Origin of the sequence: uncultured Microbacterium sp. (assembly GCF_945952435.1) — a bacterium.
Lineage (GTDB): Bacteria > Actinomycetota > Actinomycetes > Actinomycetales > Microbacteriaceae > Microbacterium.
The window spans coordinates 21955-34824 of the sequence record NZ_CAMFHZ010000018.1 but is presented as its reverse complement, the minus strand read 5'-3'; the positions used below and the strand labels follow the sequence as shown (position 1 = coordinate 34824).

At 70.5% G+C, this 12870-nt stretch carries 10 protein-coding genes; 1 reads left to right on the top strand and 9 read right to left on the bottom strand.

The window, feature by feature from the left end; all coding sequences use genetic code 11:
- Positions 1-46: 46 nt before the first annotated feature.
- The 5 genes from Q0P88_RS10605 to Q0P88_RS10585 all read right to left on the bottom strand — a co-directional run bounded on the left by Q0P88_RS10605 (position 47) and on the right by Q0P88_RS10585 (position 5566).
- On the bottom strand, positions 47-1315 hold the full coding sequence (locus tag Q0P88_RS10605) for a PrsW family intramembrane metalloprotease (RefSeq protein ID WP_295013906.1): 1269 nt from the start codon (positions 1313-1315) through the stop codon (positions 47-49).
- Between the two features lie 84 nt (positions 1316-1399).
- The gene (locus Q0P88_RS10600) at positions 1400-2863 is read right to left on the bottom strand and encodes an aspartate ammonia-lyase (RefSeq protein ID WP_295013904.1); all 1464 of its coding nucleotides are present in this window, start codon (positions 2861-2863) and stop codon (positions 1400-1402) included.
- 64 nt (positions 2864-2927) lie between these two features.
- Positions 2928-3848: a metallophosphoesterase gene (locus tag Q0P88_RS10595; protein ID WP_295013902.1), complete on the bottom strand. Its 921-nt coding sequence runs from the start codon at positions 3846-3848 to the stop codon at positions 2928-2930.
- Positions 3849-3920: 72 nt separating this feature from the next.
- Positions 3921-4253 (bottom strand): peptidase, encoded by a 333-nt coding sequence (locus Q0P88_RS10590; protein WP_295013900.1) that lies wholly within the window; start codon positions 4251-4253, stop codon positions 3921-3923.
- Positions 4250-5566, bottom strand: a complete 1317-nt coding sequence (locus Q0P88_RS10585; protein WP_295013898.1) for an inorganic phosphate transporter — start codon at positions 5564-5566, stop codon at positions 4250-4252. The genes Q0P88_RS10590 and Q0P88_RS10585 overlap by 4 nt, the downstream gene beginning before the upstream one ends.
- Positions 5567-5698: 132 nt before the next feature.
- Between Q0P88_RS10585 and Q0P88_RS10580 the strand changes: the two genes are divergently transcribed.
- Positions 5699-7840: a S9 family peptidase gene (locus Q0P88_RS10580; protein WP_295013896.1), complete on the top strand. Its 2142-nt coding sequence runs from the start codon at positions 5699-5701 to the stop codon at positions 7838-7840.
- Between the two features lie 53 nt (positions 7841-7893).
- On the opposite strand, the gene Q0P88_RS10575 is transcribed toward Q0P88_RS10580, so the two are convergent.
- From Q0P88_RS10575 to Q0P88_RS10560, 4 genes are all read right to left on the bottom strand, one after another.
- Positions 7894-8922: a 6-phosphofructokinase gene (locus tag Q0P88_RS10575; RefSeq protein ID WP_295013895.1), complete on the bottom strand. Its 1029-nt coding sequence runs from the start codon at positions 8920-8922 to the stop codon at positions 7894-7896.
- 214 nt (positions 8923-9136) lie between these two features.
- On the bottom strand, positions 9137-11281 hold the full coding sequence (locus Q0P88_RS10570) for a DEAD/DEAH box helicase (RefSeq protein WP_295013892.1): 2145 nt from the start codon (positions 11279-11281) through the stop codon (positions 9137-9139).
- A gap of 191 nt (positions 11282-11472) precedes the next feature.
- Complete coding sequence (locus tag Q0P88_RS10565; protein WP_295013890.1) at positions 11473-12450, bottom strand: bifunctional riboflavin kinase/FAD synthetase; 978 nt, start codon at positions 12448-12450, stop codon at positions 11473-11475.
- Positions 12447-12854 carry a hypothetical protein gene (locus Q0P88_RS10560; RefSeq protein WP_295013979.1) on the bottom strand — a complete coding sequence of 136 codons (408 nt, stop codon included), beginning with the start codon at positions 12852-12854 and terminating at the stop codon, positions 12447-12449. The genes Q0P88_RS10565 and Q0P88_RS10560 overlap by 4 nt, the downstream gene beginning before the upstream one ends.
- Between the last annotated feature and the right edge of the window lie 16 nt (positions 12855-12870).

The following is a 12870-nucleotide window of genomic DNA, read 5'->3' as shown; positions in this document are numbered from 1 at the left end:
CAGCACCGGGCGCTGAGTCTTGTCCGGGGCGGGTGTCCGGCCCCGTTCAGACGGCGAGGAGCGCATCCCGGGCCGCGTGCGTGCGCATCAGGAGCGCCTGCTCGTCCTGAACGGCGCGGGGATCACGTCCGGTGATGATCCGCTGCCGGACCGCGGCGAGCGTGGTCGCATCCTTGATGAACCCGCGCATGATCGGGCGGCGATCGCCGCGCAACGTCGCGGCCCACCGAAGTCCGGCACGACGTCCGGAGGGTGTCGCGAGCATGCCCACCTCCTGCGGCGTGAACCAGCCCGCCGCGGCGTAGTCGCCCAGGCGGGCATAGGTGAGCCGCACCTCCTCGTTGCGCAGCAGGATGATCGCGACGATGAAGCCGATGAAGAGCGGAACCTGGAGCACCAGGTAGAGCACGAAGAAGTCGCCGAACTCGCTCGACCCGTTCCACAGCGCATGCAGGGCGATGGCGCCGACCAGCCCGATCGCCCCGGCTCCCGCCGCCCGCGCGGCGGACGCACCGCGTCGCGCGGCGAGGCCGATCGCGAAGCCCGTCACCGAGGTGAACATCGCATGCGCGAACGGCGACATGAGTCCGCGCAGCACGAACGTGACCGTCAGGTTCTCCGCTCCGCCTTCGATGAGGCTGATCGCGAAGTACTGGATGTTCTCGGTGAAGGCGAAGCCCGCACCGATCAGCGCCCCGTAGACGACCCCGTCGACCGGTCCGTCGAACGCGCGACGCGCCATGAGGAAGACGAGAAGGACGCCCAGGCCCTTCGCCCCTTCCTCGACGATCGGCGCCTGGATCACGGCGACCAGCGCCTCCGGCCGACGACCCGCCAGGAAGGTCAGGAGCAGGTCCACGAGGAGAGCGATCCCGACCGAGGCGATGGCCCCCCAGGCGATGGCGAACGCCACGAGGGACCGCGGCTCGGGCTCCCATCGGTCGATGAAGAAGACGCCGAGGAAGACGATCGCGAGCGGCACGAGGGCGAGGACCATGCCGATCGCCGACGCCGCCGGCCCGAGCGCCTCGACGAAGTACGCGACGAGGCCGATGAGCGCGAATCCGAGCACCCCGAAGACCCAGACGATCGCGTGCCGTCCCTTCGCGGAGGGCACGGGGAGGGGCGGGACGACGGCCGCCGGGGCCGGCGGGGAGTATCGTCCCGAGGCGTCCGTCTCGTGCTGCGACGGACGCTGCGCGAGCATCGAGCCGTACACAGGGGCCGGAAACCCGCTCACCGCAGGCGGAACGGCGGGCGACGGCTGCGCGCCCGGGCGCTGTGCCGCCGGATCGGCGGGTCCTCCGAAGCTCATGGCCTCGAGCCTAAGGCCCGCGAGGTCCGGAGAGGGTATGCCGAAGGCCCGCCGTCCGCAGGACGACGGGCCTTCGAAGCCGAGTCAGGCCCCGGCGTCGGGATCCTTCGTCGGGATCACCGGGATCGCCGCGGTCACCGTCTCCAGGCCGGACAGGCGGGCGGGCGACAGCTGCTTCACGACCTCCTCGCGGGACATGAGCCCTGCTTCGACGACGAGGTCGGCGACGCTGCGGTTGGTCAGGAGGGCCGTCTTGGCGAGCGCGGCCGATGCGGCGTAGCCGATGAACGGCGTCAGGGCCGTGATCACGCCGACCGAGGAGCCGACCATCGCACCCAGACGGTCCCGGTTGGCAGTGATGCCGTCGACGCAGTTCACGCGCAGGGTCCACATGGCCTGACGCATCCACGTGATCGACTGGAAGATCGAGTGCGCGATGACGGGCTCGAAGGCGTTCAGCTGCAGCTGCCCCGCCTCCGCCGCCATCGTGACGGTCATGTCGGCGCCCGCGACCGCGAACGCGACCTGGTTGACGACCTCGGGGATCACCGGGTTGACCTTGCCCGGCATGATGCTGGAGCCGGCCTGCATCGCGGGCAGGTTGATCTCGCCGAGCCCTGCCTGCGGACCCGACGAGAGCAGGCGGAGGTCGTTGCAGATCTTCGAGAGCTTCATCGCGTTGCGCTTGAGCGACGAGGAGAACGACATGAAGGATCCGGTGTCGCTCGTCGCCTCGACGAGGTCGCTCGCCGTGGCGAGGTCGAGGCCGGAGATCTCACGGAGGTGGCGCAGCACGGCCGGTGCGTAACCGGGGTGCGTCGTGATGCCCGTGCCGATGGCCGTCGCCCCCATGTTGATCTCGTACATGAGCCAGGCGTTCTCGGTGAGCCGCGTGTGGTCGTAGCCGAGCGTCGAGGCGAAGCCGTGGAACTCCTGGCCGAGCGTCATCGGCACGGCGTCCTGCAGCTGCGTGCGGCCGACCTTGAGCACGTCGTGGAACTCGCGGGCCTTGGCGAGGAAGGCGAGGCGCAGCAGATCCAGCTCGTCGAGCAGGGAGCGCAGGTTGAGCGACAGGCCGATCTTGATCGCCGTCGGGTACACGTCGTTGGTGGACTGGCTGCGGTTGGTGTGGTCGATCGGCGAGAGGAACGCGTAGTCGCCCTTCTCCCGGCCCGCCATCTCGAGCGCGATGTTGGTGATGACCTCGTTCGCGTTCATGTTCGTCGAGGTGCCGGCACCGCCCTGGATCACGCCGACGATGAACTCATCGTGGAATTCTCCGTCGATGACGCGCTGCGCCGCGGCGTCGATGAGATCGGCCTTCTCCGGGTCGAGGACCCCGATCTCCTTGTTCGCGCGGGCGCTCGCCTGCTTCACCATCGCGAGCGCCTCGATGAGCTCGGGATAGACCGAGATCGGGCGCTTGGTGATGGGGAAGTTCTCGGCGGCGCGGAGCGTATGGATCCCCCAGTACGCGTCGGCCGGGATCTCCTTGCTTCCCAGGGAGTCGGTTTCGGTTCGGGTCGTGGCAGTCGCGACAGCGGCCATGGACACATCCTCGTGGGTGATGGCGAACAGGGAAGGGGGATGCTCCCATCCTACCCGGCGTCGATCACACCGCCGTCTTGCGGGAGAACGCCTCCAGACGTTCCTCGGGGCTCAGGGCCGCCATCCGCGCCACCCACTCGGGGCTGAAGGTCTGCACCGGGTCCGCATCCACGACGGGAACCACGGTGTGCGTGATCCCCTCCGGTCGCACGTGCACGAGCTGGAACGACTGGGCGGCGTCCATCCCGTTCACGCGGTCGCCGGGGACCGCGACGTCCATCGTGTAACAGGTGGCCGAGGCGACGCTCACCGGAATCCCGGCGAACGTCCCGTGCAGCGAATAGTGCAGGTGCCCGGCGAGGATGCCGCGGACGTCGGATCCGCGCAGCACGGCCGCGAGCTCGTCCTGGTGCCGCAGCTCGAGGATGTCGAAGAACGGGATGTGGCTCGGCACGGGAGGGTGGTGCAGGGCCAGCAGCGTGCCGTGCGGGGCCGGATCGCGCAGCTCCTCCGCGAGCCATGCCAGCTGGGCGGCGTCGAGGTCGCCGTGATGCCAGCCCGGCACGGTCGAATCGAGCGCGATGAGCCTCAGCCCGTTCAGATCCCAGACCCCGGTCACCGGCTCCTCGCTCGGCGCCGCGCCGAGGAGGTGCTCGCGCAGCGCGGGGCGCTCGTCGTGATTGCCGGCGACCCAGATGACCGGGGCGCCCATGCGCGCCGCGACGGGCTCGACGGCGTCACGCAGGCGACGGTATGCGTCCGGCTCGCCCAGGTCGGCCAGGTCGCCCGTCACGACGATCGCGTCCGGACGGGCCGCCGCGCTCTCGATCGCCGCGAGCGTCTGCGCGAGCGTCCGATCCACGTCGAAGCGACCGCCGAGCGCGGCACCGCCCGCGAGCAGATGCGGGTCGCTGAGGTGCACGAGAGTGTGCGTCGGCGAGGCGTACCGGCCGAAGCGCGGCACGTCGGGCTGCGGAGCTGTCATGCCGTCAGGCTACCTGCGGGCGCCGACCTCCCCGCCGCCGCGAGCGCCACGACGACGCGCCCGCCGAGACCGCTACTTGACGACGATGAGGAGGATGCCACCGAGGACCGCGAGAGCGCACAGGGCGAAGCAGCCGAACGCGGCGAGCAGGGCCAGCGTCTTCTGCGCCTCGCTGAGCGGGCTCTTCCGCGCGGCCTTGGCCGCCGCCTTCGCCGCCCGCTTCGCCTCCTTCTCGCTGATCACGGTGATCGCATCGGTGAACTCGGCCGGGGTCACGACGGGCACCCTGCCCGCGCGCACGAGCATGCGCAGGCCCAGGGCGTAGAAGCCGACGACGACGACGGTGCCGATCAGCGCCGCGCCGAGCACCTGGAAGAACGCGAGCCAGTTGATCACGACGTTCATCGCCCGCCCTCCGACGACGTCTCGGACTCGACCACGGTCGAGGGCTTCGTGGGGGTGCCGGACTTCTTCGACTGCTTCTCGCTCTTCGCCTTCTCCTTGGCCTTGGCCCGTTCACGGGCCCGAAGGGCGCGTTCCTGCCGGGGCGTGAGCGGCGGGGCATCCGGCACGTCGATCGCGCGCCCGGAGTCGGCGACCTCGCTGAAGGCGTTGTTCGCGGTGACCGCGTTGCGCCGCGACCGCAGGAAGAGGCCGACGATGATCGCGATCGCGAGGACCGCGTCGACGAGCACTCCCCAGCCGGACCCGATGCGCACGATGAGCGCGGCGAGCGCGCCCACGATCGCCGCCGCGGGGAGAGTGAGGACCCAGCCGATCGCGATGCGCCCTGCCGTGCGCCAGCGGACCGTGGATCCGCGTCGACCGAGACCGGAGCCGATGACCGAGCCGGAGGCGACCTGCGTGGTCGACAGGGCGAAGCCCAGCGCGCTGGAGGCGAGGATCGTGGCCGCCGTGGAGGTCTCCGCGGCGAAGCCCTGAGCCGGCTTGACGTCGGTGAGTCCCCGCCCGAGCGTCCGGATGATGCGCCAGCCGCCGAGGTAGGTGCCGAGCGCGATCGTGCAGGCGCAGGCGACGATCACCCAGATGTGCGGCTCGTGGTCGCCCTTGGCCTGCCAGCCTACGGAGATGAGCGCGAGCGTGATGACGCCCATGGTCTTCTGCGCATCGTTCGTGCCGTGCGCGAGCGCGACGAGCGAGGACGTGAAGATCTGTCCCCAGCGGAACCCGCTGCGCCCGTCGGGCTTCGCGTCGTAGCGGCGCGTGATGAGATAGGCGAGCTTGGTCGCCAGGAAGGCGATGAGCCCGGCGGTGACCGGCGCGATGAGCGCGGGCAGGACGACCTTGGAGAGCACGATGCCGAAGTTGATCCCACCGACCCCCACCCCCACGAGCGTGGCGCCGATGAGGCCGCCGAAGAGCGCGTGCGAGGACGAGGAGGGCAGTCCCAGCAGCCAGGTCAGCATGTTCCAGGTGATCGCCCCGATGAGGCCCGCGAAGATCAGCGCCGGGAACAGGTGGGCGGTGGCCTCGTCCTCCTGGACGATGCCGCCGGACACGGTCGCGGCGACCTCGGTCGACAGGAACGCTCCGACGAGGTTGAGGCCTGCTGCGAGCAGCACGGCCACCTTCGGCTTGAGAGCGCCGGTCGCGATCGGGGTCGCCATGGCGTTCGCCGTGTCGTGGAACCCGTTGGTGAAGTCGAAGAAGAGTGCCAGCAGGATGACCAGCACGACGATGAGGGCTGCGGTTTCCACCGTTCGCTTTCGGGAAGTCAGGAGACGTGGCGAACGAAGAGTTCACCGGGAAGACAGCATCCGTTAACGGGCCGTGAGAATCCTCCCACCCCCTCCGGTGCCGGTCAACTCGACCTCGGATAGCGTGGAGGGGTGACCACCGTCTCCACCTCGGCCTCGTCGCCCGTCGTTCCCGCACCGCCCCGCGCCGCTCGGCGCTCGCTGATCCGCCGCCATCACGGCGACGTGTTCGACGACCCGTACGACTGGCTCCGCGCCAAGGACGATCCCGAGGTGATCGCTCATCTGGAGGCCGAGAACGCCTACACCGACGCGCGCGTGGCGCATCTCGAGCCCTTGCGGGAGTCCCTGTTCGGCGAGATCAAGGCGCGCGTGCAGGAGTCGGACCTCTCGGTGCCGACCCGCCGCGGCGACTGGTGGTATTACGGGCGCACGGTCGAGGGGCAGCAGTACGGACTGCAGTGCCGCGCCGCGGTCTCGGCTGCGGACGACTGGACACCGCCGGTCCTGGACCCCGCCGTCCCCGTTCCCGGGGAGCAGATCCTGCTCGACGGCAACATCGAGGCCGCCGGGCACGAGTTCTTCGCGATGGGCGCGTTCGACGTCTCCGACGACGCGACGCGCCTGCTGTGGTCGACGGACTTCGAGGGCGACGAGCGCTACACGGTGCGCCTGCGCGATCTCGTCTCCGGCGAGACGCTCCCCGACGAGATCCCCGGCACGTCCGGCGCGTTCTTCACCCCGGACGGCTCCGCGGTCCTCTACACGACGGTCGACGAGTCGTGGCGCCCCGACACCCTCTGGCTGCATCGGATCGGCACGCCCGTCGCCGACGACGTGCAGCTGTTCCACGAGCCCGACGAGCGCTTCTGGCTCGGGGCCGGGATCACGCGCAGCCGCCGCTTTCTCGTGATCGGCGTCGGCTCCTCGATCACGAGCGAGGAGCTGCTCGTCGACGTCGACGACCTGACCGCGCCACCGCGCGTGGTGTGGCCGCGCCGAGAGGGCGTGGAGTACTCGGTCGAGCACGCGGTGATCGACGGGCGCGACGAGCTGCTGATCCTGCACAACGAGGACGCGTTGGACTTCGAGCTCGTCTCCGTCCCCGTCGACGACCCCTCCGGCCCGCGCCGCGTCGTGCTGCCGCACACCCCCGGCCGGCGTCTGCTCGACGTCGACGCGTTCCGGGACGTGACCGTCGTCGCCTACCGCTTCGAGGGGCTCGAGCGGATCGGGCTGCTCGACGCCGCGACGGGCGCCGTCTCGGAGCTCGGCTTCGACGAACCGCTGTACTCCGCGGGGTTCGGCGGCAACCCGGAGTGGGCCGCCCCGTTCCTCCGCCTCGGCTACGGATCCTTCGTGACCCCGTCCACCGTGTACGACCTCGAGCTCGCGACCGGTGCCCTCCACCTGCGCAAGCGTCAGCCGGTGCTCGGCGGTTACGACCCCGCCGACTACGGGCAGCGCAGGGACTGGGCCGTGGCCGAGGACGGGACCCGCGTGCCGATCTCCCTCGTGTGGAAGCGCTCCTTCGGCGACCCCACTCCGGGAGAGGACGGAGGACCGCGCCCGCTGCACCTCTACGGCTACGGCTCCTACGAGCACTCGATCGATCCCGGCTTCTCCGCGATGCGGCTGAGCGAGCTGGACCGCGGCGCCGTCTTCGCGGTGGCGCACGTGCGCGGCGGCGGGGAGATGGGCCGCCAGTGGTACGAGGACGGCAAGCTCACCCGCAAGACCAACACGTTCACCGACTTCGTCGCCGTGGCACGCCACCTCGTCGACTCCGGCATCACCGCCACCGACCGGATGGTCGCGGAGGGCGGGAGCGCCGGCGGCCTGCTCATGGGCGCCGTCGCCAATCTCGCTCCGGACCTGTTCAGCGGCATCCTCGCGTCGGTCCCGTTCGTCGACGCGCTCACGACCATCCTGGATCCGTCCCTGCCGCTCACCGTGATCGAGTGGGACGAGTGGGGGGATCCTCTGCACGACGCCGAGGTCTACGCGTACATGAAGTCGTACTCGCCCTACGAGAACGTGCGCGACGGGGTGGCCTATCCCCCGGTCCTCGCCGTCACCTCGCTCAACGACACCCGCGTGCTGTACGTCGAACCCGCGAAATGGGTGGCGCGCCTGCGGGACGCCGGCTCCGAGGACGTCCTGCTGAAGTGCGAGATGGTCGCCGGGCACGGCGGCGTGAGCGGCCGTTACAACTCGTGGCGCGAGCGCGCCTTCGAGCTCGCCTGGATCCTGGACCGGCTCGGCCTGGCCTGAGACCGCACGCGGCCGCCCGTGCAGGACGGGCGCCCGCGTCGATCCCCGGGGCGTCAGCCGAAGAGGGCTGCGGCCTCCTCGTAGCGGGACAACGGCACCGTGTTCAGCTCTCCGAGCGCCTCGGCGAAGGGAACGCGGACGATGTCGGTGCCGCGCATCGCGACCATCTGACCCCAGGCGCCGTCGACGAGTGCGTCGGCGGTGTGCAGGCCGAGGCGCGTCGCGAGCACGCGGTCGAACGCCGACGGCGACCCGCCGCGCTGGATGTGACCGAGCACCGTGGACCGGGTCTCGATGCCGGTGCGCTTCTCGATCTCGGGAGCGAGGATCTCGCTGATGCCGCCGAGGCGCGGCCGGTTGAACGCGTCCAGGCCCTTGTCGCTGTACGCCTGGTCCATGCCCTTGAGCTTGAACCCCTCGGAGACGACCACGAGCGGCGCCCTGCCGCGATCGGCCGCACTGGTCACGAGGGCGCAGATCTCCTCGATCGACATCGGCACCTCCGGGATGCAGACGACGTGCGCCCCGGCCGCCATCCCGGCATGCAGCGCGATCCAGCCGACGTGACGCCCCATGACCTCGGCGATCATGCAGCGCTGATGCGAGTCGCCTGTCGTGCGCAGGCGGTCCATGCAGTCCGTCGCGATGCCGACCGCGGTGTCGAACCCGAACGAGTAGTCCGTGGCGCGCAGGTCGTTGTCGATGGTCTTGGGCACGCCGACGACGTTGATCCCGTCGTTCGCGAGGCGGTTCGCCGCGGCGAGCGTCCCTTCGCCGCCGATCGCGACGATGCCGTCGATGCCGTGCGCGGCGAGCGTCCTCGCGATGTTCTCCGCGCCTCCGCGCGGTCCCTCGTAGGGGTTCGTGCGGCTGGTGCCGAGGATCGTGCCGCCCTGGCGCGAGAGCCCCTTGACCTCGTGACGGGTGAGCGGCATGAAGTCGCCGTCGACCACTCCGCGCCAGCCGTCGCGGATCCCCACGAACTCGAGGTCGTACGCCGTGGTGCCCTTGAGCACGATGCCGCGGATGACCGCGTTCAGGCCGGGGCAGTCGCCGCCGCTGGTCAGGATGCCGATCTTCATGGGACGTCCTCGGGAAGGGAAGGGAAAAGTGGCGCGGCGCCGTTGCCTCGTTCGACCCTAGTGCGGATGGGCCGCCCGACGCCATTCCCGGGCGATGAAATCCGCGGTTCTTGCCCGCGTATCGAGCGTGACGAGACCGAAGAGACGAAGAACGGCACTCCTTCGGCAAGAACCGCTCGAAGAAGTGCCGTTCTTTCTCAACGGCGGGCGAGGGTCACTCCCCTCCCAGCGCCTCCCTCAGCAGGTGCATGAGCGCGGCGAGCTGGACCGACTCGACGGCGCCGTCCTCGACGGTCTCCCCGTCGAGCGCCCGCGCCGCGAGCGACTGCTTCTGGTCGATCAGCTCGGCGATCTTCGTATCCAGCGTGTGCGCCGCGATGATGCGCCATGCGGTGACCGGCTCGTCCTGGCCGATGCGATGCACGCGGTCGATCGCCTGGGTCTGCTCGGCGGCCGTCCAGCTCAACTCCGCGAGCACGACGTTCGACGCCGCCTGCAGGTTCACCCCGACACCGGCCGCGGTGAGCGAGCAGACGACGATCCCGACCTCCGGGTCCGTGTTGAAGTCGTCGATCGCCTGCTGCCGCGCCGGAGTCGACTGGTCCCCGCGGATCGACACGGAACGGATCCCGGCGGCGGCGAAGTGCGCCTCGGCCTGATCCATCACGTCGACGTGCTTGGCGAAGAACACGACCTTGCCCACCGACCGCTGCAGCTGGGCCGCGTAGTCCGCGGCCAGCTGTGCCTTGGCGTGGCCGATCCTGCGCACCATCGTGAAGACGTTGTCGCCGCCGGCGCCCGCGGCCTTGGACTCCTCGAGCTCGCCGTGGGCGACGAGCCGCACGATGTCCTCGTCGATCTCGCCCCGGCCCAGATCGCGATCCCCGCGTGCCTCGATGATGCGCCGGTACTTCGCGGCCATCCGCTCGCCCAACTCGCGCTCGGCGGCCCGGATGCCGCGCCCGAACTCGTCGTCGAGCTGCACCGGCAGATCGGCGACGAGCTTGTCGGGCAGGTCGGCCGCGACGTCCTTCTTCTTGCGCCGCACGATCCCCATCGAGATGACCGCGTCGCGCGCTTCGCCGTAGAACGACTTGTCGGCGGGCGTCAGCCCCGTCGCGTCGAGCTTCTCCGACAACGCCGGGTTGGGGCGCTCGCCGTTCGTCCAGCCGAGGAAGCGCCAGATCGCGTCGAAGTCCTCGACGTCGTTGATGAGGGGCGTTCCCGTGAGAGCCATCATGAGCGGCTCCCCCGGAGTCTGCTCCCGCACGCGGGACGCGAGCGCGAGCACGTTCTGCGAGCGCTGCGAGGAGAGGTTCTTGATGAAGTGCGCCTCGTCGACGACCATGCCGCGCAGGCCGATCTTGCCCAGCCAGGACAGGTGCCGATCGAGGATTTCGTAGTTGACGATGAAGACGTCCGCGAACGCGTCCACGTCCTGCCCGTCGCCCTGGATCACCGCGGCGCGGCGCTGCGGCGTCCAGCGCTCGACCTCGCGCGCCCAGTTCATCTTCACGACGTTGGGCACGACGACCAGCAGCGGGTAGGCGTCGGCGACCGACGCGGCCAGCACCGACTGCGCGGTCTTGCCGAGTCCCGGCTCGTCGGCGAGGAGGAAGGAGCGGTGTCCGGCGCGCACCGACTCGAGGAAGCGCGACTGGTGCACCATCACCTCCAGGCCCTTGGGCGAGAGGTGGTCGTACTCGGGAAGGGGAGGCAGCTCCATCGACGCCGTCGAACCGCCGGCCCCGGTCTCGAAAGCCTTGTACAGGGGTCCCATCAGCTCCCAGCCGTCCAGACGCCGGCGCGGGATCGACGCGGGGCGCGGCGTGAGGTCCGGTGCGAGGAAGGGGCTGGCGAGCAGTCGCGATTCGACCGAGGGGGGCGTGACCTGACGCTCGGCCAGCGCGGCAGGGACGACCTGTGCCTGCGGCACGCGTGCAACGTCCGCGATCACGAGCTCCTCCGGGGCGAGCTCGGCTCCCGACTCCAGCAGCCAGTCGCGACGCATCCGCTTCGCGACGGGGCTCGTGGCCTGGTCCGCCTCGAGCAGCTGGATGAGCGACGTGTCGCGCGCCGCGGTCTTGGCGAGGATCGTCGCGACGCCGTCCAGGCGTTTGAGCAGTTCGGCGCGCGCGCCGTCCGCCAGCTCCGGATCGCTCTTGACCCTGGCCCGCTCCTCCCGGACGAGGAAGGCGATCACCTGGAACTTGACGCGGTTCGTGGGGCCGAGCTTACCGTGCTGGGCCTTGGCCTCGACCTCGCGCACCTTGCGGGCGAGGATCGGGATCAGCGGCGCATCCTCGAGTCGGCGCGACGTCTTCTTCCGCCGGGCGGCGGTGGGTGCCGTGGTCGGCATGCTCCTCCTGAGCGTGATGCCGGCTCGCACCGAGCGAGCGGCGGGTGTGGCGTGCACCGTGGCCGGGGCGACAGCCGAGCGGCTGCGTGCGACCGGCACCGATGCGGACGATGACCCCTGCCGTCGTGCATCGCGCACGTCGATCGCAGCGGGTACGCGCTCAGTTTACGCCACGCCGGAGCAGATCCGCGTCACGACGCGGAAGTGACGTGCGCGCCCGGTCCCTCGGCCGCCAGCAGCGTCCGCGCCTGTGCGACGTCCGCGGCCATCGCGGCCATCAGGGCGTCGAGATCGTCGAACGCGACCATGCCGCGAAGACGGTGCAGGAACTCGACGGTGACGTCGTGTCCGTAGAGGTCGAGGTCCGGCGCGTCGATGACGTGCGCCTCGACCTGCCTCTCCGGGACGTCGTCGAACGTGGGATTGGTTCCGACCGAGACCGCCGCCGGGTAGGTGATCCCCGTCGTGTGGTCGATGAGGCGTCCGGCGTAGACACCGTCTGCGGGCACCATCTCGTCGAGGACGTGCGGCAGGTTGGCGGTCGGGAAGCCGAGCTCGCGCCCGCGCTGCAGTCCGCGCACGACCTCGCCGCGGACCGAGACGGGACGTCCGAGCACGGTGCTCGCGAGGGAGATGTCGCCGGCCGCGAGCAGTTCGCGCACCCACGACGAGGAGACCCGGCGATCCGTGCCCTCCAGGAACACGTCCTCGATGACGTCGACGGTGAAGTCCCACCGCGCGCCGAGCTCGGCCAGCAGCGCGGGGGTTCCCGCCCCTCCCCGCCCGAACCGGAAGTCGCTCCCGACGAGCACCGCCGAGACGCGCAGGGCCTCGACGAGGATCGAGCGCGCGAAGTCCTCCGCGGAGCGCTGGGCCAGCTCCTCGTCGAACGTCAGCACGAGCACGGCGTCCAGGCCGCAGTCGGAGAGCAGCTCGATCTTGCGCTCGATCGAGACGAGGTCGTCCGGACAACGATCGGGGCGCAGCACCCGGAGCGGATTACGGTCGAAGGTGACCGCCACCGTCTTGGCGTCGAGCGCTGCGGCATCGGCGAGCGCCGTGCGGAAGACGGCGCGATGACCGGCGTGCACGCCGTCGAACTTCCCGATCGCGGCGACGGTCCGGCCGAAGTCCACGGGGATCTCGGCCGGGTCGCGGAAGACGATCATGCGGGCGTCCCCTCGGCGGCCGCGGCGCGAGGGCGATGCTTCACGAGCCACCACAGCCCGGCCACGGGCAGGAACAGGGGGATGAGCACGTAGCCGAGGCCGTACTGAGACCACACCGTGGGGTGCTGGAAGAGATCGGGGTGGGTGAGGCTCAGGGTGCCGACGACGAGCACCCCGACGAGCTCGAACACGATCGCGATCCCGGCGACGCGGTACCAGCCGGGACGACCGGCGAGGATCAGGGCAAGGGTCGCGACGATGTAGACGACGGCCGAGAGGGCCGACAGCGAGTAGGCCAACGGGGCGTCGCCGAAGGCGCGCACGATCTGCACGAACGAGCGTCCCGTGGCGCCGAGCGCCATGACCGCGTAGACGATGACGAGCACCCGACCCACTCCGCGCATCCGCGGACGCGTCGCC